General features: G+C 47.3%; 18 protein-coding genes and 1 riboswitch. Of the genes, 2 read left to right on the plus strand and 16 right to left on the minus strand.

What is annotated here, in order from left to right; genetic code table 11:
- Positions 1 to 20: 20 nt before the first annotated feature.
- The 3 genes from OIU26_RS08540 to OIU26_RS08550 are packed head-to-tail and all read right to left on the minus strand — an operon-like array spanning position 21 to position 3,260.
- Positions 21 to 830, minus strand: a complete 810-nt coding sequence (locus tag OIU26_RS08540; protein ID WP_264216541.1) for a WecB/TagA/CpsF family glycosyltransferase — start codon at positions 828 to 830, stop codon at positions 21 to 23.
- Positions 808 to 2,049, minus strand: a complete 1,242-nt coding sequence (locus OIU26_RS08545; RefSeq protein ID WP_264216542.1) for a glycosyltransferase family 4 protein — start codon at positions 2,047 to 2,049, stop codon at positions 808 to 810. The genes OIU26_RS08540 and OIU26_RS08545 overlap by 23 nt, the downstream gene beginning before the upstream one ends.
- Positions 2,046 to 3,260: a glycosyltransferase family 4 protein gene (locus OIU26_RS08550; RefSeq protein ID WP_264216777.1), complete on the minus strand. Its 1,215-nt coding sequence runs from the start codon at positions 3,258 to 3,260 to the stop codon at positions 2,046 to 2,048. Before OIU26_RS08550 ends, OIU26_RS08545 begins: the two co-directional genes overlap by 4 nt.
- Before the next feature lie 247 nt (positions 3,261 to 3,507).
- On the opposite strand from OIU26_RS08550, the gene OIU26_RS08555 reads away from it, so the two are divergent.
- The gene (locus tag OIU26_RS08555; protein ID WP_264216543.1) at positions 3,508 to 3,723 is read left to right on the plus strand and encodes a hypothetical protein; all 216 of its coding nucleotides are present in this window, start codon (positions 3,508 to 3,510) and stop codon (positions 3,721 to 3,723) included.
- Positions 3,724 to 3,891: 168 nt separating this feature from the next.
- Here OIU26_RS08555 and OIU26_RS08560 read toward each other — a convergent pair whose 3' ends face one another.
- From OIU26_RS08560 to OIU26_RS08590, 7 genes are all read right to left on the minus strand, one after another.
- On the minus strand, positions 3,892 to 5,160 hold the full coding sequence (locus OIU26_RS08560; protein WP_090736356.1) for a hypothetical protein: 1,269 nt from the start codon (positions 5,158 to 5,160) through the stop codon (positions 3,892 to 3,894).
- The gene (locus OIU26_RS08565) at positions 5,147 to 6,490 is read right to left on the minus strand and encodes a flippase (protein ID WP_264216544.1); all 1,344 of its coding nucleotides are present in this window, start codon (positions 6,488 to 6,490) and stop codon (positions 5,147 to 5,149) included. Before OIU26_RS08565 ends, OIU26_RS08560 begins: the two co-directional genes overlap by 14 nt.
- 122 nt (positions 6,491 to 6,612) lie before the next feature.
- Positions 6,613 to 7,602: a GDP-mannose 4,6-dehydratase gene (gene gmd / locus OIU26_RS08570; protein WP_264216545.1), complete on the minus strand. Its 990-nt coding sequence runs from the start codon at positions 7,600 to 7,602 to the stop codon at positions 6,613 to 6,615.
- Between the two features lie 20 nt (positions 7,603 to 7,622).
- Positions 7,623 to 8,561, minus strand: a complete 939-nt coding sequence (gene fcl, locus OIU26_RS08575; protein ID WP_264216546.1) for a GDP-L-fucose synthase — start codon at positions 8,559 to 8,561, stop codon at positions 7,623 to 7,625.
- Between the two features lie 33 nt (positions 8,562 to 8,594).
- Positions 8,595 to 9,293: a sugar transferase gene (locus OIU26_RS08580; protein ID WP_436449035.1), complete on the minus strand. Its 699-nt coding sequence runs from the start codon at positions 9,291 to 9,293 to the stop codon at positions 8,595 to 8,597.
- An 84-nt stretch (positions 9,294 to 9,377) separates the two neighbouring features.
- A complete protein-coding gene (locus tag OIU26_RS08585; RefSeq protein ID WP_264216547.1) occupies positions 9,378 to 10,055 on the minus strand; it encodes a CpsD/CapB family tyrosine-protein kinase in 678 nt (225 codons plus the stop codon).
- Positions 10,036 to 10,785: a YveK family protein gene (locus OIU26_RS08590; protein WP_013369832.1), complete on the minus strand. Its 750-nt coding sequence runs from the start codon at positions 10,783 to 10,785 to the stop codon at positions 10,036 to 10,038. Before OIU26_RS08590 ends, OIU26_RS08585 begins: the two co-directional genes overlap by 20 nt.
- 328 nt (positions 10,786 to 11,113) lie before the next feature.
- On the opposite strand from OIU26_RS08590, the gene OIU26_RS08595 reads away from it, so the two are divergent.
- A complete protein-coding gene (locus tag OIU26_RS08595; protein WP_264216548.1) occupies positions 11,114 to 11,482 on the plus strand; it encodes a helix-turn-helix domain-containing protein in 369 nt (122 codons plus the stop codon).
- Between the two features lie 51 nt (positions 11,483 to 11,533).
- Here OIU26_RS08595 and OIU26_RS08600 read toward each other — a convergent pair whose 3' ends face one another.
- From OIU26_RS08600 to OIU26_RS08625, 6 genes are all read right to left on the minus strand, one after another.
- Positions 11,534 to 11,716, minus strand: a complete 183-nt coding sequence (locus OIU26_RS08600) for a hypothetical protein (protein ID WP_013369830.1) — start codon at positions 11,714 to 11,716, stop codon at positions 11,534 to 11,536.
- Between the two features lie 309 nt (positions 11,717 to 12,025).
- A complete protein-coding gene (locus tag OIU26_RS08605) occupies positions 12,026 to 14,320 on the minus strand; it encodes a hypothetical protein (protein ID WP_264216549.1) in 2,295 nt (764 codons plus the stop codon).
- A gap of 48 nt (positions 14,321 to 14,368) precedes the next feature.
- Complete coding sequence (locus OIU26_RS08610; RefSeq protein WP_264216550.1) at positions 14,369 to 15,970, minus strand: glycosyl hydrolase; 1,602 nt, start codon at positions 15,968 to 15,970, stop codon at positions 14,369 to 14,371.
- Positions 15,971 to 15,983: 13 nt separating this feature from the next.
- A riboswitch (cyclic di-GMP riboswitch) is annotated at positions 15,984 to 16,065 on the minus strand.
- A 155-nt stretch (positions 16,066 to 16,220) separates the two neighbouring features.
- Positions 16,221 to 17,597: a sugar phosphate nucleotidyltransferase gene (locus tag OIU26_RS08615; protein ID WP_264216551.1), complete on the minus strand. Its 1,377-nt coding sequence runs from the start codon at positions 17,595 to 17,597 to the stop codon at positions 16,221 to 16,223.
- Between the two features lie 666 nt (positions 17,598 to 18,263).
- Positions 18,264 to 19,592: a UDP-glucose dehydrogenase family protein gene (locus OIU26_RS08620; RefSeq protein ID WP_264216552.1), complete on the minus strand. Its 1,329-nt coding sequence runs from the start codon at positions 19,590 to 19,592 to the stop codon at positions 18,264 to 18,266.
- Between the two features lie 5 nt (positions 19,593 to 19,597).
- Positions 19,598 to 20,698: a glycosyltransferase gene (locus tag OIU26_RS08625; RefSeq protein ID WP_013369824.1), complete on the minus strand. Its 1,101-nt coding sequence runs from the start codon at positions 20,696 to 20,698 to the stop codon at positions 19,598 to 19,600.
- Between the last annotated feature and the right edge of the window lies 1 nt (position 20,699).

Below are 20,699 nucleotides of genomic sequence, written 5' to 3' on the forward strand. Positions count from 1 at the left end.
CACTGTACTTTTGCCCCGCTTTACTTCTCTATGCCTCTCCCTGTATGCCGATTATGATAGAGCGTGAGCCTTTTATTAAGTCGATAGGATTTGAGAAAACGATAGATATACATTGGATTGTTATAGGCATACCTCTTCCACAAACGCTTTGGCTCACAGATCAGACGGTACAGCCATTCCAGTCCCAATCTTTGTATCATTAGCGGTGGCCTACGAACCTTGCCTGTAATATAGTCAAAGGCAGCCCCTACTCCAATCATCACGCCTCGGATACGATCTTTGTTGCGATGCATCCAGACTTCCTGCTTGGGGCAGCCCAGACTGACGAATATGATATGCGCACCTGAGGCATTGATTTCCTCAATGATCCGCTTCTCCTCATCTGGCTGAAGTTCACGAAATGGCGGTGAAAAGCTGCCCGCGATACGAATTCCAGGGTAATCCTGTCCTATCCTGTCTTTTAAGCTATCCAGCGTATCCGGCGTACTGCCGTAAAAATATACGCTCACCTCCGTCTGTGGCGCACGTTCACACAACTTGAGCATCAAACTGGGGCCATCTACTCGATCCTGACGCTCGAATCCGTACAGCTTGAGTGCCCAAACCAGTGGCATACCGTCTGGAGTACACAAATCAGCCTGAGTGAGCGCTTCGTGGAATTCGGGAAGATCCCCGGCCGTGACAATGGAATGAGTGTTGCAAATACATACATAGCTGTCCTTTCGTCCGACTGCCCATTGTTCCAGCGTATGTACCGTCTCCTGAAACGTCAGCGCTGCAACATCTGTGCTCGCAATCCTTCCGACTCTACACTGGGGCAGCTGCTTCATAATCACATTCCTCCATGGCCTCGCTATATATCGCTAGCAGTTGCTTCACATTCACTTCTTCCGTATAGTGTGCAGCATAGTTTTGCGCCACCTTCTGTCTCATAGCTGCATAGTTCTCATAGGCTACTGCACGGCGAATCACGGTCTTTATATTTTCCAAATCATCATGTTGAAAATGGAAACCCGTCACCCCGTCCTCCACAACTTCCTCCAATGCGCCGATTCGGCTGCACAATACCGGCGTTCCCACGGAATAGGACTCTACAATCGTCATCGGAAAACCTTCATACCAAATAGAAGGCACCATCACATACATGGCCCGGCTCATGCAGTCCAGCACCGTGTCTCCATCTTGCTTGCCGAGAAACCGAATATCTTCCTGCTGATGAGCAGCCGCCAGTTCAGCCTTTTCTGGACCATCTCCAATGATGACCAGTCTCAATCCGCCCCGATCTTCCAGCTGTGACCAGGCTTGCAGTAGATTGCGAACCCCTTTTTCAGCTGAAAGCCGCCCCACGAACAACAAATAACGATCATTGGGATCATACTTGGCTTTCACCGTTTGATGATGGACAAAATTCGGTTTTACTGCGATGCGGTCCAGCGGAATGCCGCTTTCGGCAAATTTGTCCCGTGCAAACTCCGTCAGCGCAATATAGCGACTTACCTTGTGCTGCCATGTGCCGATCAGCTCGTTGAACTTAATCATCGCCGCCACCGGAATCGTCTGCAGCTGCGAGCCTCGGTAACATCCATGACGGATGGAGTGCAACAGCGTGCCGTGCAGGCATTTTTCACAAACTTCATTCCCTCGCATAAAGGTTGCCGCCGGACAGATCAGCCTGTAATTATGCAGGGTCTGGACAACCGGAATCCCCAGCCGTTCACAGGCATGATAGACCGAAGGGGATATGACCGGGAAAAAATTGTGCACATGTACCACATCCGGTTTCACTCGCAAAAGCAGCTCTTTGATCCTTTTGAATTCTGGGAAGGACCAGGTTGCCTCTACCGCCAGCTTTGCCATGTTGGCCAATCCTTTGCTTTGAATGCTGTCGTTATGCACATAGTAATGCTCCGTCTCTATTCCTCTGGAACGCAGCATAGCCGATTCCTGCTCGACAACCTTGTCTTCTCCCCCACTTTGCTGATAAAAGTTATGGATGATCAGTACTTTGCTTACAGGCGGGATCATTCGTCTGCTAACCTGTTGACTCACGTGGCCGCCCCACTTTCCTGTGTTGATTGCCTAGCGTGATTGGAGCTCATGGGTTTGATCCGTTGCTGGCTTACGATTTCATCTGCAATCCGATCCCACGACATACGCTCGATCGTAAGAAATGCTTTCTCGGCTAGGCTTTGTCTAAGCTCAGCATCCTCCAGCAACGTGCCTATACGGCCAGCCCATTCCTCTTCCGAAAAGCTTCTCAGCATCACTCCGCTTACTCCGTCCTCAATCAAGGTAACCGAGCCACCGTTCACCGAAGAAATAATCGGGACGCGGAACAACATGCTTTCCAGCAGTACCATGCCAAAAATATCGTATTGGGTCGGAAACAGCATCACATCCGCTGCTCCGTAAATCTGCCACAGATGACGTTGCTCCACTCTTGAAAAATGTATAATTCTATCCGTCAACCCCAGTTGCTGAGCATAAGCCCAATAACGATCCGTATCTATCTTCCGTCCATTCCCAACCATTAACAAAAGGCAGCCAGGATGCTTTTGGAGTACTCTTTTGAACGTACTCAGCATAAAACGTATATTTCTCCGTTCCTCCAGCACACCGACATACAGCAGCACCGGGCGATCTCCGATCCGACGCAGCTCATTCGCAACCTCACGGTTTTCCTCGCGCTCTCCGCTTTGGTCGTCACTGTTGAACCCTCTCTCTACATTGCTGCGATCCAGTCCGACCCCAATCGTTATCACGTTGTCAAAGCCTTTATTCTCCAGATAGCGCTTGGCAAGATCGGATTTGACATAGGTTCGGCGTAGAGACTTTGTCACCTTAGGCAGCAGCATAACATCGTACAGTTTGCGGATCAGCGCATGCGTATTATCCCGGTATGGACCGTGATACAGCGCCAGCTTATCGGGACATTTACGGGAAAGCAGGTAGGTCATGATCTGGTTGTATTCTGTAGTAATGACCAGATCATAAGCTGCCAGAAAAGAATCTTTGAGAACATCTCTGTAGATGCTGTTGCTTAAGAACTTGAACCCGTGCAGCCAGATTATGCGCAAGGTGCAGCCTGCGTGGCGGTAGACCTGTTCCAGATGGGTCTCCTTACGATCATTGTAGTAAACAATATCGCAATCGTAGCCTTTACGGACGAGCGCTTTACCCAAGCCGACTTCCTGCAAATTGTATGAGGCTCCATTCACCTTGCTGGCAAAGTTGCGAAGATACAATATTTTTGGAATCATCATCAGTACTCCTGCCATTTCATATTGGATGAGTTAAGGCACGCGAGGTTTAGAGCCCGCTGCGCACTCCATTTGATCTTCCGATCGCTGTTGCAGTGGGATTCCTGGATATATAAAACATTCAGAGGTAGGAATCCCACTGCAAAGGCGAACGCTAGCGCTTCTTCAGATTCAAATGGACCTCTCCCGCTGCTGACCGCCGTTCCATAAAGTCACCCATCTTAAAAAAGGGGATGCTGGGCATAAAGTGCCATCGCTGCGCGATATACGCGTGCGAATACATACAGGGCGTTGTTTCGTCAAACAACTTGTAAGCTTGGCACGTTATGGCACGCTCACAAGCAAGCATGGCTATACTACTGCTGGGCTGACCAAGATGCCTTATCTAGGCTTGATTGTTGCTTGCCGTAAGTACTATTCATCAAGCTCTTTCGCCTTGAGAGAGAACTATGCAGAGCATTAATTACACCGGTTGCATGCTCGGTGTGAAGTTCGCGGCGATAGGGCGCAGCTATCGCCAGGCGGCTCTTACCTCCCCCACCTTATAGGCAGGGAGAAATTCTTTTTGGCGGCGGTGAAACGTAGCGGAGGGTAAGGATTTGAATCTGAAGAAGCGTCAGCGATCGGAAGATCAAACCCGTCCCGTAGCGGCCTTCCCCCGCCAACTTGAATGTTCCCCCTGCCGCTGTCTTTCCTCCATCATCTGCATATTAAAATGGTCTGCCCCTTTAAGCTGGGCCGCTGCCATATCCGCTACCAAAGTCACGCTCGATTCCATCGGTACAAAGCGATATTTGTAGGCTGTAAGCCGATGATCCGTTTCGTGAAATAAAATGTCCTGGGCATAATTGCCCCATCGGTCCTTAGGCATCAAATCAATCGTCATACCTGCATGTGCAGAAGGCAGCAGCATATTGGAGCCGTGAATGCCAATGACTAATCGGCTGGCTGCGTACACCTCGCATACCCGCATTTCACTATCCCGATCGAAGCGTGAGACGCGCTCGTCAGAAATCCATGCCGGGAAGCTTCCCGTGCGTCCAAGTCCCGCAACTGTAAAACGATGATCAGGGAAGCTTTCTCTCAGTCTGCGGAACAGTCCAATGATTTTGCTGCGTTGGTGATAAATTAGCGGTTTCAGGCCACGTTTGAGCTGTGGGAATTTTTGCACCGCTCTGGCAATATGATGGCTACCGCTCCACAAGCGGTCTTCCCTCCATACAAAGGTGATGCGTGGATCCGACTCAACTTCCTCGTCATAACGGGAGACCCCTGTAAATTGCTCAATTTCAAACTGGCTGGGATGTGAATATGCCGGGCTGACGTATACCTCATCAAAACGTATTAATTCCTCAATCATCCGATGATGTAGCAGAGGATAAAAGTTTCGTGCCTTGCTGAACGGCACATCGACCGTCCAAATTTCAGACACATATGCCGGCACCATCCACTCCAGCGACTTTTGCACAATAACGATGATCCCCATTTCCGGTGATTGCTCGTATTCGCGCTGAACATTCAGCAGCTTAAGCAACGCATGACCATACAAATAATCTATGGTGTTGACAATGATCACACGCGAAGAAGCTTTCTTTTTATGCACGGTCATACCGACTGCTAAATCATAGGAAGGATTCATCAAGGATTGCCGCAAAGGCTCTCCGAGCCATTTTCTTGACTTCGCATCACCGGTCAGGATATAGTCAGGCATTTCTACACGATAAGGTGAATACGTCGCATGACCGACCCTCATATCCTCAAGATATTCACGTCCGCAACCCTCACACTTAGTACTGACACATACATGGATTCCCTGCCACAGTACCTCTCCCCCACGTAACGTGTCTCCACAATGCGGGCACTGTTCCTCATGCCGAACAAATGGTTTAATCGGTATCATGATTGTTCTCTCCAACTTTCGGTACTGTAATATGAACATGCCAGAAGGTCAGGATTGACTTCATCATCCAACCCAAATTGGCTTTGACTTCCTTAAACAACAAATCCATTAGAAATACAGATATCGTAAAGGACAATATCGTCGCCACTAAGGACCCTCGAACCCCAAGCCATGGGATCAGCGCGTAATTGAAGGCGATATTCGTAACCGCACCTATTACCGAGGTCAGCAACGTGTATTTGAACAAATTTTCATTGGTGATAAACAAGCTTTTGGCGACACTAAAGTTGGTGAAAAATAGACGAATCGCAAACAATGACAACAGCGAACCTGCTTCAGCAAACTCTCTCCCATACAGCACAACTACTACCCATTGGGATAGAAAAAATAAGGGGACTGATGTCACAAGAAAGCATATAAACATCAGCCGATACACGTTAGACAACGTCCGTCTGTATTCGTCGCTTCCTTTCTGCTTGGAACGCGTCACCACCGGGGCATAGGCTGTCGTTAGCACGACCGGGATAAAGCCCAGCACCTCGATGAGTCGGAGTGCAACGGAGTATTGCCCGACTGCTTCGTTTCCCAACAATTCACCGATAATGACCTGATCAATCCGTGCCTGTACATATACAGCGGAGGAGGACAAAATAAGCGGCCAGCTGTGATTCATGATTCGCCGAGCAGTTGTGAAGCGGAACGTCCACTTGTTCACACGCCGTCCTTCCTTATGGAAGAAATACAGCAGCAGCAGGCTTCCCAGCAGAAACTCTCCATGAGCACACAACGCCACTGCCCATATTGGAATACCGGACAACAATAATATGATTTTGACGGTGGAACCGAGGACAAAGGCGGTGTTCTTGGCAACAACCGTATATTTGGACAACATCTGTGCACGAAACCAGTAGTCGATAATATCAAACAACTGAAATACCGAGGCCGTAGCCAGAATCAGATTAATTAACCGTACTGAACTGTCTTCCGGTCTGAGCAGTGAAATAAAGGAATAGGACAGTACAATGGCTACCAAAGTACCTAACAACTTCAGCAGAACCGTCGTACCCAATAGCTCGTGCTCATCCTTAGGGTGTTTGACAAGATCGCGTACTAATATAGAATCAAAGCCAAGGGTCGTGAAAATCAGGAACATCCCGAAAAAGGATTCCGCATAATTCCATTTTCCCAGTTCCTCTGGTCCCAACACTCTCGCCATGATGATGCTAACCGCCAGCCCGAATACCATGCGAATCATTTTGTCACCGAACAGCCAGGATGTATTCACCAGCAAACTTCTGCGCGGTTTGGCACGTTTCTTGACTAATGTCATATGTTCTACTCCATCTTGAAAAATGACCTTAAGCATTGCTTTATGATCTGTTGAGCTGTCATACAGCTGAAATCATGTACAACGAAGAGACCCCCCGGCCAGGCGGGTGGCCTCTCCACCTCTTACACGACGACAGAAGCTTCGACTGCAGCCTGCCTTTTTACACGCTCCAAATCTGCATCCACCATCATACGAACAAGCTGCTCGAAGCCGACTTCCAATCGCCAGCCCAGCTTTACCTTCGCCTTGGCACAATCGCCAAGCAATAGATCTACCTCTGCCGGTCGAACAAATTGCGGATCAATCACGACGTAATCCTCGTAATTTAAACCTACATGAGAAAAAGCAATTTGCAGCAGTTCACGCACAGAATGCATTTCTCCCGTGGAAATCACGTAATCATCTGGTCGATCCTGCTGAAGCATCAGCCACATCGCCTTTACATAATCCCCTGCAAAACCCCAGTCTCGCAGGGAATCCAAATTCCCCATACGCAGCTCCTGCTGCAATCCCAGCTTGATACGAGCTACTGCATCCGACACTTTGCGTGTTACAAACTCCAACCCTCGGCGGGGCGATTCGTGATTGAACAAAATACCGGAGCAAGCAAACATATCAAAGCTTTCGCGGTAGTTGACTGTAATCCAATGGCCGTACACCTTGGCGACACCATAAGGACTACGTGGGTAAAACGGGGTCATTTCTGTCTGCGGCGTCTCCAGTACCTTACCGAACATCTCGCTGCTTGAAGCCTGATAAAAGCGCGCCTCCGGCTTGGCAATTCGAACCGCCTCCAGCATATTGGTGACAGATAATGCTGTAATTTGCCCTGTAGCCAAGGGCTGCGGCCATGAGGCCGCTACAAAGGATTGAGCAGCCAAGTTGTAGACCTCATCCGGGTCGGACTGACGGACGGCTTCGATCAGCGAAGCCAGATCGGTCATATCACCAGAAAGCCAGTGAATGTCATTCTGGATATGCGCTACATTTTCAAAGTTCGGTGTGCTGGTTCGTCTGCGCACCCCGTACACCTCATAATCCTTGGACAGCAGCAACTCAGCCAGATAAGACCCGTCTTGTCCGGTAATCCCAGTGATCAGCGCTTTTTTCATTCCAATTCCCCCACCGTTATTTATTGTTCAACCAGATCCAGACCTTGAAATGCCTGGTATACAGACCTTAATCCTTCTTCTAGTGAAATACGCGCCGACCAGCCCAGCCCGGAAATCCGAGATACATCTACCAACTTGCGCGGCGTTCCGTCAGGAACGGAAGTATTAAAAGTAATTTCGCCCTCATAGCCGACTACATTTTTGACTCGTTCAGCTAGCTCACGGATGGAAATATCCTCACCCACACCAATATTTACAATCTCATTTCCCTCATAGTTATTCATCAGGAATAGACAGGCATCAGCCAAATCATCCGAATGAAGAAATTCTCGCCGAGGCGTACCGGAGCCCCATACTTCTACAGTCGGAGATTGATTCAGCTTAGCCTCATGAAACTTGCGGATCAGCGCAGGTAGCACATGAGAGGTTTGGAGATCAAAATTGTCGCCCGGACCATATAGATTCGTTGGCATCACGGAAATATAACGGGTTCCGTACTGACGGTTGTAGGACTGACACATTTTAATTCCAGCAATTTTAGCAATCGCATAGGCCTCGTTGGTAGGCTCCAGCTCACCTGTAAGCAGATATTCCTCGCGCAATGGCTGCGGAGCAAATTTGGGATAAATACAGGTAGAGCCGAGGAATAACAGCTTGCTTACATTCGCCCGGTATGCCGCATCAATCACATTGGTTTGTATAAGCAGATTGTCACGGATAAAATCAGCCGGATATTCGTTATTGGCCAAAATCCCGCCCACCTTGGCTGCTGCCAGAAATACATAATCCACGGGCTCTGTATCAAAAAAATGATCTACGGCCTCATTATTGCGCAGATCCAGTTCACGGCTTGTGCGAGTAATAATATGACGATATCCCGCTTTCTGAAGCGCGCGGACAATAGCGGAACCTACCAGTCCATTGTGCCCTGCTACATAAATGTTGGAATGAAGCTCCATCCTTCTCTCCTACCCCTCTTTGTTAAAATGACTTTAATATGCATCCTTGGAGCCCAGCAGCACACGGAATGTTTTCAGCATGATAATCATATCCGTGCGGAAGCTGCGTCTAGATATGTACTCCAAATCCAGTTCTACCATCTGGTCAAAGCTTAGATGATTACGACCGCTGATCTGCCATAGTCCGGTGCAGCCCGGTGTGACCGTCAGACGCAGCTTATCCCTCATGGTGTAATCATGAACTTCTCTTGGCAATGGGGGTCTGGGTCCTACAAGGCTCATATGCCCACGCAGTACATTGAAGAGTTGCGGTAGTTCGTCGATGCTCGTTCTGCGAAGAAAGCGGCCCACACGGGTAATTCTGGGATCGTCCCGCATTTTGAACATCGCACCCTCAATTTCATTTTCCACCAGCAATGCAGACAATCTGGCCTCGGCATCAGACACCATGGAACGAAATTTGATCATGCGAAACGGTCGCTCATGTTTACCAATACGGATTTGATAAAATAATGCACTTCCTTTGGGGTCCTCCAGCTTGATCAACAAAATGACGAGCAGAAATACCGGGCACAGTACGATGATTCCAATAAAAGACAGTATAATGTCCATACTTCGCTTCACGAACGGATATATGCTCCATCCTTGTCGTCGTTCAAGCCCATGAGCGACCGTATATACATCCACTGACGCGCTCAGCACTTTGGCCTTGTTCGAGCGGGAAGAAGACACGTCTCATCACCTCACTCCTTATTGATAAATATTATTTATACATTGTTAAAAGAATTTTATATACTCTTATTTCCCCCGATTTATTCATGTCAGATTGCGTTCCTCCATACCACGCTCGGCGCGGCGCTTCACGTTATTGAGCACTACACCCAAAACGCGCGCCTTTACTCTTTCCAAATTTGCCTTCGCCTTCTTAACGACATCCTTTTTGACCTTCCCTGCCTGCACTACCAAAATGACACCATCACACATGGCACTTACAATGAGGCCATCCGGAAAAGACAGCAGGGGGGGCGTATCCATCAGAATCACATCATAATGTTCTTTGAGCTCAACTAGTAGAGCCTTCATTCTACGGGAACTGAGCATCTCGGACGGATTGGGTGGATTCGGTCCAGCCGTGATCGCATGCAGATGATCAATCCCGGTTTCCTGAACCACATCCTGCCATGTCTGTTGATTGGCAAGTACCCGTGTAAGCCCTGTATGATTGCGCAAACCAAACATATGATGCAAGGAGGACCGACGCAAATCCATGTCCATAACCAGCACCTTTTTTCCTTCTTGTGCATAGGTTACAGCCAAATTGCTAATCGTGACTGTTCTGCCTTCACCCGCCTGAGCGGACGCCACCATCATCACTTCAATCGGCTCGTCTATAGAAGAAAACTGGATGTTAGTGCGGAGCATGCGGTACTCCTCCGACACGGAAGACTGAGCATGCAAGGATGTAACGAGCTGATTATTGATTAATCGCGGCATATTGTCCCTCACCTACCTGTTTAGGAGTTGTAGTAGAGCTGTCAGAGCGTCTATCTTCTTTTTTCATTTTTGTAATCAGGGATAGGGTAGGCAGACCAAGTTCTTTTTCAATATCTTCCTCATTTTTAAATGTATCATCCAATACCTCCAGCAAAAACGCCAAGCCTATTCCCAGCAATAAAGAAATGGCAAAAGCAATAAAAATCTGTATAGCGGGATTATTGTTCACGGGAACTGCTGGATCATTCAGGCTGGCTTCGCTTAGGATAGTGACATTGTCCATTTTCATGATAGAGGGGATTTGCCGTTTGAATACTTTGGCTACCGCATTGACGGTTTTCACAGCCTTCGTATACGATAAGTCGCGGACTGTAACATCCATGACCTGTGAATCACCTGCGGTGTTTACTCTTAATTTTTGCGCCAAAGCTGACGGAGTAACCTTAAGATCGGGGAAGCTGGCGACCACCTGATCCATAATCGCCGAGGAGATCATAATTTGCTTATAGGAGTTCGTTAAGGCTATGTTAGTTTGCACCACACTGTAATCGACGACACCTGCACGGTCCGGTCGTGGCGTCTGATTAATAATGAGCTTGGCGGTAGCTTCATAAACCTGCGGGGTAAAATATACATTTTTTATGCCTACTACAGTACACACCAGCAGTACAATGCTACCAATCAACCACATTCTTTTGCGGATCAAACGGATGTACTCTTTCAACTGCACAAGACCAGTCCTCCCTGCTTGACTTGTTTTCGATGAATAACGCTTGTACTGATCCTCTGCATGACGGGGAAAAGAACGATGCATGACCCTCTAATCTATAGTAAAATGTTGTATAATAGCGCATAGAAGGTCTAGCCAGCGAATAAGTACAAAATGCTCAATCATCGTTGGCCTCTTAAGGGTATATAAATGAAGATATCAGTGAAAACTATGAAATACAGATACGTTATGTAACTTGCATAATTAATTTATGATACAAATTGTATCTTGTCAAGCGCAAAATTGCTTTTCTTACCTCTCTTAACCTTGCCTTCAGGAGGAACAACAGATGAATTATGGAACCCGCATCGCTGAATTACGAGAACATAAGGGACTAAAACAAGAGGAATTAGCGCAATCCCTCGGAATTACGCGGGCGGCTCTTTCTCACTATGAAAAAAATAGACGCAAGCCAGACTTTGAGACCCTGACCAAGCTCGCTGATATTTTCGAGGTAACCATCGATTATTTGGTGGGACGTACGAGCCACCCGACAGCAATATTGGATTCAGATGTGAGGAAATTTGTGGATCAGCTTGAACTGTCCGACGAGGATATCCTGCAACGTTTTAACCTGACGATTGACGGACGCACCTTGTCTGAGGAAGAAGCCAAACGTTTTATCGCGTTTGTTCGAATGGAACGAATGATGGAATAAGGAACGCGCCGCTGCTTGATGTTTTGCTCAAGTAGGACCAGCAACTGAAAATTACACGCGCTTGTCTTTCCGGTACTTCGTTCTATCAGCATCGCCCTCCAGCCATTCTGGTGTCGTGATCCCACATTGGAGCAAAATGTTCCGGATGTCCAAGTGGATGGCTGCTTTGCCTGCTTTCCGTGCGTTGTCTCGAAGAAGAGGGCCATTCCCCCCTAATTCTGTTTCCTTGTTCATTCAGCACTAACCTCACTTTATTAGTCTTGGTCACCGGAAAGAAATTCCCTACAAACCACGTATGTATAGTCATGAACAAAACTATTATATATGAATACATACCTACAATGTTGTCGTCTTATGACGAGAATATAAAAGGATTTTCTTATTTTTTTCTCCATTATACGTAAAGTATTAGCAATTCAGAACGATTTACAAATAAAAAAGAACCTGTCAGGTCCTATTTCCTCCTGATAGGTTCTTTTTTGTTTTCTTTCGGAATGATGTTAGATATTCATGAGGTAAGGTCCTATATGCATTCCGGTGTAACTAAGCAACCTCGGCTGCCTGAGAAACCTGAGTACCTCCGGTCGCTCGGACTTTGTAGACGTAATGACTTCCAGCTTTTACGGTGCGGTCCGTATACGTGCTTCCTTCTACTTGCGAGGCAATCACTTGATAGGCACCGTCTGTACGGTCAGCACGCAGCACATCATAGGATGATATGCCTTCTGCTTGAAGCCAATTAATCTTTACCGCCCCATCCTGAATTGAGGCTGCTTTTACCTCTGTTGGGGCAGAGGCCGTGGTTTGATCTGTACTTTTTAGTTCCAAAATATATTGTACTGATTCGCCAGGACCCAGCTTTTCTTCAAAATCAAGGGCAGGAGAAGCCTTGAGCCCTGATATGGAACGCTGCGCCTGAGTGTAGGTGGAACCCGCTCCAAACCGTTCCCCCGTGTACAAACCAGCTTTCGGCATCGTCACCCGCACACGAACGGTCTGCGTTGTGGATTCAAAATTCACTAGGTTCACCAGCAATTTGTTCGAGGTAGCGCCGCTACCTGCCAGTGGTTTAAGCTTAGATGTATCCACCGCGCGAACATAGACCATCTTATCCTTGGTCTCCTCTGGATTCAGTATGGTATAAGTCAGCGGTTTACCGTGCGTAGCATACGCTAGACTCAAGCGTCTCATGATCTTAACGCGAGTGTCCTGTCCTTGCCCAAACGGATAAATTTCCGTGTTAGCCGGGTTGTGACTTTGCAGATCAAAGCCCGTTTTAAACAGCGTATAATCCTTATAAAAAGCAGCGTGCTGGATAAACATATCGGCAAACCCGATTTGCGATCGCATAATCCGATCGAATGCAGCTGCTTGTGGCTGACTAGCCCCGTAATCAGGATTGTCTCGATGCGTATCGTTAGTACCAAACTCCGTGTTTAGCATCTTTTTCGCCAGTCCGTTGCTCGAACCACCAAAGGTTTTCAAATTCTGAACGAAGCTGCCCCCGCCCTCTTCATTATACGATTCACCGTAGGCATGTCCGTTGGTCAGGTCGGTGACTTCTTCCAGCTGTTTACGCTGTGCCGGGTCCCGTTCCCATCCATCCGGATCACCGCATTTTTGCGTACCTCCGGTTTGATTTTTGCACGCCTTGGTAGAGTATGTCGGCCAGTAGGCCCAACCCGGCGCTACGGTTTTGAGATGCGGTGCCAATTGCTTGCCTTCCGTATTCAACCACTTAGCCACAGCCAGGTCTACCGCCTTGGAACGGTTAAACAATCCAGGTTCGTTATCTACTTCATAATATTGAAGGTATGAACCGTATTTTTTTACATAATCACGCAACTTTTGCTTGGCCGTCTCTGGCAGAGTACCATCTTTTTGCAGCTTGATATCACCTGTGTATAGATACAAAGCAGACGATTGCATATTATACTGCTTTAACGTTTGATAGTAATCATCCACATCTGTGCATGCCTTGCCTACATTACTGGCACAAGTTACCCTCATGACGTTGCCACTATAAGCAATTCCCAGCCATTTGAGAACGTAAGGTAGATGCTTAACTGCACCCTGATCATAATAAAATTCTTTATTATTCACATTCGTACCGGTCAGTATATATTTCCCATGTACTGGTTCGGCCGCAGGGGAAGCTAACGTCTCCAAGCTCAAGTCATCCCAAGTCCACCACACATTTTTATCTTCTGCAGAGGAGCAGTATAGGCAGCGCGCTGTCTTTAGCTTGAGTACGTTAACACCGCTTTGCAATTGTTCTTTGGGAATATACAGCTCGTAATTATTTTTGAAATTATAGGTACTCCCAGTACCGGATACCCCGGCAATCTGAATAATTCCGGACAGCTGATGATTTGAAAAGACAGCCATCTGCGGCACCGCTTTGCCCGCATCCAAAATCCGAACACGGAATATCATACCATTGGGAGGAACCTGATTCAGTTTATACTGAAGTGACAGTTCTGGATTCGTGGATGCATTCAAACCTGGAGGAATATCACCACTGCTGAGCAATACCGGAACTGTTGTACTCTCTGCTTCCGACAACGCCGAGAATGTTCCTTTAGCAGAGGATTCGGTAGAAGCTGCTGCTGCAGAAATTTCGATATTATCCCTACCGACCACTCCTTTAAATTCCGCTGAAGAGTCATCCCTCTGGCCCAGCTTCCATACTGGACTGGCCGCCGCTACCTTATCCGTCTGCAATTCTGCACTTTTTGAAGGCGTGTATATAAACCAAGCGATCATGGTTAGAGCTGCGACACCTAGTAATCCGGATAATACGACCGTATACCTATGGGTCAACCATTTTTTCATCATATGATACACCCTCTCTCCTCAAAATTTATGACCGGGAAAGAGTATCTATCAAGGAAGAAACAAAGCGTTTCCGGGAACCACCGCTTTCGCTTCATGCTGACTTTCCCACATCAGACGAGCCATCGCATCGCCTTTTTCATCATAGTATTCCACTTTTAGATCTACCATTTTACCTGCTTCCAAAGCAATACTGCCTTTACGCTCTGTCCAGCTTTGTTTGAACCAACTGTCAATCACCAGCTTGCCGTCTACCCATACGCGAATACCATCATCGGATATAGTTGTAAATGTATAGGTCTCGCTGTATTGTGGTTTGATTTTACCTGTCCAGCGAACCGAGAACTGGTCGGCATTTACCTTGGGATCAGCAGCAACGGCGCGCCAGTTATAATCCAGCTTGCTGTCTGTACGGATCAAAACAGGACTGCCGTTCACATTCATATTGTTAAAATATTCGCCCCGCAGCCCGTTCACATATACTACATCAGGAACAGAAGGAGAAGTCGGAGCTGGGGGTACGATTACTACTGGCGGAACCGGGATAGGCTCACTTTGTCCCTCATCCGGTAAAGTCGGCACATCTGCCCCAGGTTGTTGGGTTGCTGCCAGCCCATTTTTCACATCATCCCGTGTCAAACTCCTCGAATCGTTCATATAATCCTGTATTTGATTGGTTGTGTTATTCTCAGTCAGCATCTTGCCCCAAGTCATGGAATACACCCATTTGGGCTGTGCCTGCAACACCTCAGAGCTAGGCATCTCACCATGCTCGCCAATGGCAATCGGCTTATTCCGTGCCAACCCGAGCAGTCCTTCATAATGACTTTGCTTAAAATCATTGTTGTAGATGTCTACTGCCAAAATATCCACTTTGTCATCCCCCGGATATTTCGGGGTATACGGGACAGTATAGGAATTGGGAGCATTGGGACTCCACACCCACAGCAGATTGTTCAACTGATGCGTGTTTACAAAACGGTCGTACATGATATTCCATAGCTGATTGAAATTGTTTTTGTTTCCCCACCAGAACCAGTCACCATTCATTTCATGATAAGGTCTCCACAATACTGGAACCCCTGCATCACGAAGCTGCTTTAACGATACAGCGACCTTATCCAGATCGGCAATGAGGAGGTTATACTGCGTAGTGCCTGGTGTCACGTATTTATTGAACTCCGCCTGACTTACTTTCGCCTGCACATTGGCCCAAGTCAGCGATCTACCCGGCAACGCTTCATGAAAAGTCATCGTCACAATGCCACCAGCTCTGCTCCAACGAATAGCGCTATCGACGACATTTTTACGTTGTGCTGCTTCTATAGTGTCGGATTGACCAGAGATGGCACCCATCTCATAGCCGTGCAGACCCACATACGCCTGGCTGATTTTTTGGACCTTGTTGCTTAATTCATCTGGACTTTCCAAATAATCATGCTGACCAGTGACTGTTTTCTTTCCAGAGATGCTGAGTAAATAATTGTATAGTTCACGGGCCTGAGTAGAAGCGTCCGAATTAACAGGTTGTAATGAAGCGGCATTCACCACAGACAGAGAATCACCAAAGCCGACGGGAAACAAAGAAAAAAGTATAACAACGGGGAGTACATGACGTATCAGTCGATACAGAGGAATAAAATTGAATCTCACTTTAGCTCTTCCTTTCGGTAGCCAGGCTGCCATCCTTACGGGAAGGCCCTTTAGCTTTGCGTACCAGTCTTTCGACAGGGCTGCGTTTATCGTTGGAAGGAGTTTGGATTCCTTCTTACCCTAAGTATCGACTTTTTTTTACCAAAATTTAATAGGTCATGTTCATGAATTTACAGGTTTTCGCCCAATTTCGACAGTTTGGGCCATTATTTTTCATCAAATCTTCTTTTTTACGTTTTTACGCAAATAATTACGAGATAAATTGATGACGAGAAATTTCACTCCAATCCATACAAAAGCGTACAATATCCTCTTCAACCAACTCAGAGCCAGTCTGAACTTCAATCAAATCCACATCGGTTACAGCCAAAATGCTATGCTTCGTCCCTTCAGGGATGCGAACTACGTCACCGGCCTTCACTTTATGCAGTTTCTCATTCAAAATAATTTCCGCTTCGCCGCTAATAATGGTCCAGATTTCACTTCGTTTGAAGTGAAGCTGGTAGCTGATATTTTTACCTTTGTGTACGCGGATTCGTTTGGTCAGTACCTCATTACCCTCGTCATACTTTACATAGTCTACAACCCGATACTGTCCCCAACGACGTTCTTCATACATTGGACGCTGATCATGAGCCTTGAGCACTTCCTTGATGCGTGGACTTTCTGCCTTATTGGTCACAAGAATGCCATCTGGGCTAGCGGCTACAATCAGATCATTCGTTCCAATGATCGCCACAGGAATGTCCAACTCATTAATAAGACTCGTGTTGACGCAATCTTCCGTTACTACCCCTCTACCCACTTGCTGATGAGACATCTCTTCTGTGAGTGTATTCCAAGTTCCCAGATCCTTCCAAAAACCATCGTACGGAAGCACTACGATGTCTTTTTCCTTCTCGACTACTTCGTAGTCAAAGCTGATTTTTTCCAGAGACGCATATTGTTTTTGCATTTCTTCATAATTCAGCGGCAGGCCCTTGGATGCCAAAATATCCAGCAAATAGCTTAATTTGAATGCAAAAACCCCGCAGTTCCATAGAGCATTGCGTTCCATTAGTCGCTCCGCCTGCTCCCGGTCGGGTTTCTCTTGAAAATGGCTCACTTCGCGGTAGCCTGTGCTACCTTGAGTGGCATCGTTTTTCGGAATAATATAACCGTATTTCTCTGAAGGATAGGAAGGGACAACCCCGATTAGTGCAAGCTTTCCTTCACTCTCCTGAAGTGTATGTTCGAGTTGGGCTACGGAAGCAAAGAAAGCATCCTCTACATAAGGATCTACAGGCAATATAGCTATAATTTCATCAGGCGAAACACCCGCAATGGAATATAGATAAGTCGCTGTCAGCGCAATCGCAGGAAAAGTATCTCTGCGTTCCGGCTCAACAATGATGCGCGTATTCGATCCGATCTGACTCTGGATCATTTCGACCTGCGCTCTCCCTGTCGCAATAAACGAGGATTCGGATAATCCGTTGTCTCCCAATTGTCTCCATACCCGCTGTACCATGGATTCCGAAATCCCTTCCGGGCTCTCCAGTACCTTCAAAAATTGTTTGGAACGGGAATCGTTGGATAACGGCCATAATCTTTTACCGGAACCACCAGACAAAAGTACGAGCTTCATAAATCTCCACTTCCTCTCTATAATGTGTGGGCGATCGGATGAGGCAAGGTTGAGTAGCCCGCTACGGGCTGAATTTGATCTTACGATCGCTGTTGGACCGGGATTCATTCGATTGTATAAAATCGTATAAAGGTTTGAATCCCGGTTCAAAGGCGACCGCTATCGCTTCTCCAGATTCAAATCCATTCCTGCGCTACTCAAAAATGCATCATATCGATCATACCTTGTGGTGCAAAAGGCACGACCGGACATTATTAAGTCCGGTCAGCCTGTAAAAATCTCACGCTTTCGGCGCTTGCCCGCTGTGCTTGCAAGCTTCTAGTAATCGAGGTTTCGTAACGCCTTGCCAAGATTGCTGCGACAACCGCAATGGCGTCTTAATCGGAAGGAGCGGCTTCAACTGTGCCGCTCCTTCTGATACGCCCTTCTACTCCCATCCCATAAGGTGGGAGATTAAACATCGTGACTTGGTGCGGCAAAAGCAGCGGAGCGGGCAGAATTGTTCTGAAGAAGCGTCAGCGTTTGCCTTTATCCCCGGATTTTAACCTTTGAATGTTTAATACAATCCAGAAAATCCGGGGGTAACAGCAATCGGAAGAACAATCTGCACGCGCAGCGCCTTCAGTGCCTCCCACATCACCACAGTCACTTTTTAATCTGTCACTTTTAAACTTCCACTTTATCTCTGTTCCACCCACTCATCCGCGGACGACCCACGGAGTAGTATTCCAGCCCAGAGCCTTGGATCTGTTCCTCGGTGAATACGTTGCGACCGTCAATCAGAACTGGCTTGTGTAGAATGGAGCCCAATTGCACGAGATCAACTTCTTTGAACTCTTCCCAATCCGTCAGCAGGCACACAGCATCGTTTCTTTCGGCGGCTTGCTGCGGGGAGGAGCACCATATAATATTCGGGTGATCCACGCGCTCCTTGAATTTATCCATCGCAATGGGATCATACAGCTTGACAATAGCACCTGCCTGAATGAGCGTTTCTACGATTTCCAGTGCTGGAGCTTCGCGGATATCATCTGTATTGGGCTTGAAGGCGAGGCCCCAAATGCCAATCGATACGCCGTTTAGCTGACCCAGCGATTCACGCAGCTTGGATACAATCATAAAGCGCTGGTCGGTATTTACCTCTACCACCGATTTTAACAACTTAAATTCATAGTCTACATTACCCGCAATTTGGATGAGCGCATTCGTATCTTTCGGGAAGCAAGAGCCCCCGTATCCGATCCCTGCTTGCAGGAAAGAGGAACCAATCCGTTTGTCCATGCCCATACCTTCAGCCACACAGGTAACGTCCGCGCCAACCTTTTCACAAATATTAGCAATCTCGTTAATAAACGAAATTTTAGTTGCCAGGAACGCATTGGAGGCATATTTGATCATTTCAGCACTGCGGATATCCGTCACATAGATTTTATCCGTGAATACCTGATGCAGAGTGACCATTGTTTCACGCAAACCTGTATTGTCCAGACCAATAATGACGCGATCTGGATGAAGCGTATCATTGATGGCTGAGCCTTCTCTCAGGAACTCCGGCGCGGATACAATATCAAAAGACAAACTCGTATGACGAGCCACTACGTCCTTAATCTTTTCGTTCGTTCCGACAGGTACGGTACTCTTAGTCATAATAATCTTGTACCCGTTCATGGCTTTCCCGACATCGGCGGCCGCCTGTTCAATGTAGGACAAATTCGCCTCGCCGTTAGCCAGTGAAGGCGTACCTACTGCTAAAATGACGATATCCGAGCGACGTACCGCATCGGCCAAATCCGAGGTGAACTCTAAACGGCCAGCTTCCAGATTCAACGCGATCAATTCCTCAATACCTGGTTCATAAATCGGAGATTCCGCACGGTTCAACATATCGATTTTGTACTGCTCCAGATCGACACAAATTACCTCATTACCTTTTTGCGCAAAACATACACCCGAGACGAGTCCAACGTATCCAGTACCGATTACAGCCAGTTTCATTCCGTTCATCCTCCTTTTAGAAAGTTCACATAGGCTTGTTCTACATACTTTTTCAATTGATCCTTGAAGTTATCTTCATCAAATTTGCGGGCATGGGTAATGATATCGTCCACATTCCATGCATGTTGCTCAACCTTTGCGACGGCCTCCAGCACATCGTCTACTTGATGCTTGCGGAAAAATACGCCGTTCACATGAGGAACAATCGTATCCAGCGCTCCCCCACCCTGAAAAGCGATAACGGGCCGTCCGGCCGCATTCGCCTCCAAAGGCGTAATACCGAAGTCCTCTTCCCCCGGAAAGACAAGTGCCCGGCATTCGGCCATCAGCTTGTTAACCTCTTCGTCTTCAAGCCTGCCGAGGAACTCAATGTTCGGGGCAGCCATGGCTTCGAGTCGTTTACGATCCGGTCCTTCGCCAACGATGCGTAGCTTAAGACCGTTACGTTTGAATGCCTCAATCGCGAGATCAATGCGCTTGTAGGACACCAAACGAGATACGATCAGATAATAGTCACCGATGCTTGTAGCACGTTTAAAACGGGATGTATTGATAGGAGGGAAAATAACATCTGCCTCCCGTTGGTAATAGTGCAGAATTCTCCGCTTAACGACGGAAGAATTGGCGACAAACTGGTCTACGTTGCGAGAAGTTTTGGCATCCCATGTTTTCAGCCTGTTCATGTACAGCTTTAGCATATTTTTGAGCAGGTTGGATTTGGACTGCCGGGCCATATATGTATCGTAATCCCAGGCAAACCGCATCGGTGTGTGACAGTAACAAATGTGAAACGTATGTTTGGGTACCTGGATGCTTTTCATAAATGCGCTGCTAGAGCTTAAAACAATGTCGAAATCCCTAAAATCAAAATCACGGATAGCGATGGGATACAGCGGCAGCACTCCTTTGAAGTTGGCCTTCACTCCTGGGATGTTTTGTAGCCAAGTGGCTCTAATATCCGCATCCTTCAAGTTGCGCGACAGACGCTCGTCGCTGAACACCGTTGTGAAGATGGGAGCCTCCGGATACATATCATGGAATACCTCTACTACCCTTTCCGCTCCGCCCATTTGGATTAAGTAATCATGTGCTATCGCTATTTTCATC

Origin of the sequence: Paenibacillus sp. BT-177 (assembly GCF_025846815.2) — a bacterium.
Classification (GTDB): Bacteria; Bacillota; Bacilli; order Paenibacillales; family Paenibacillaceae; genus Paenibacillus; species Paenibacillus polymyxa_C.

Coding starts and splice junctions, on each gene's coding strand:
- fcl (WP_264216546.1), bottom strand. CDS start 8,561: ATGGAGCTTCATTCCAACATTTATGTAGCAGGGCACAATGGACTGGTA.
- OIU26_RS08540 (WP_264216541.1), bottom strand. CDS start 830: ATGAAGCAGCTGCCCCAGTGTAGAGTCGGAAGGATTGCGAGCACAGAT.
- OIU26_RS08565 (WP_264216544.1), bottom strand. CDS start 6,490: ATGACATTAGTCAAGAAACGTGCCAAACCGCGCAGAAGTTTGCTGGTG.
- OIU26_RS08550 (WP_264216777.1), bottom strand. CDS start 3,260: ATGATTCCAAAAATATTGTATCTTCGCAACTTTGCCAGCAAGGTGAAT.
- OIU26_RS08620 (WP_264216552.1), bottom strand. CDS start 19,592: ATGAAACTGGCTGTAATCGGTACTGGATACGTTGGACTCGTCTCGGGT.
- OIU26_RS08600 (WP_013369830.1), bottom strand. CDS start 11,716: ATGAACAAGGAAACAGAATTAGGGGGGAATGGCCCTCTTCTTCGAGAC.
- OIU26_RS08585 (WP_264216547.1), bottom strand. CDS start 10,055: ATGCCGCGATTAATCAATAATCAGCTCGTTACATCCTTGCATGCTCAG.
- OIU26_RS08605 (WP_264216549.1), bottom strand. CDS start 14,320: ATGATGAAAAAATGGTTGACCCATAGGTATACGGTCGTATTATCCGGA.
- OIU26_RS08615 (WP_264216551.1), bottom strand. CDS start 17,597: ATGAAGCTCGTACTTTTGTCTGGTGGTTCCGGTAAAAGATTATGGCCG.
- OIU26_RS08560 (WP_090736356.1), bottom strand. CDS start 5,160: ATGATACCGATTAAACCATTTGTTCGGCATGAGGAACAGTGCCCGCAT.
- OIU26_RS08625 (WP_013369824.1), bottom strand. CDS start 20,698: ATGAAAATAGCGATAGCACATGATTACTTAATCCAAATGGGCGGAGCG.
- gmd (WP_264216545.1), bottom strand. CDS start 7,602: ATGAAAAAAGCGCTGATCACTGGGATTACCGGACAAGACGGGTCTTAT.
- OIU26_RS08595 (WP_264216548.1), top strand. CDS start 11,114: ATGAATTATGGAACCCGCATCGCTGAATTACGAGAACATAAGGGACTA.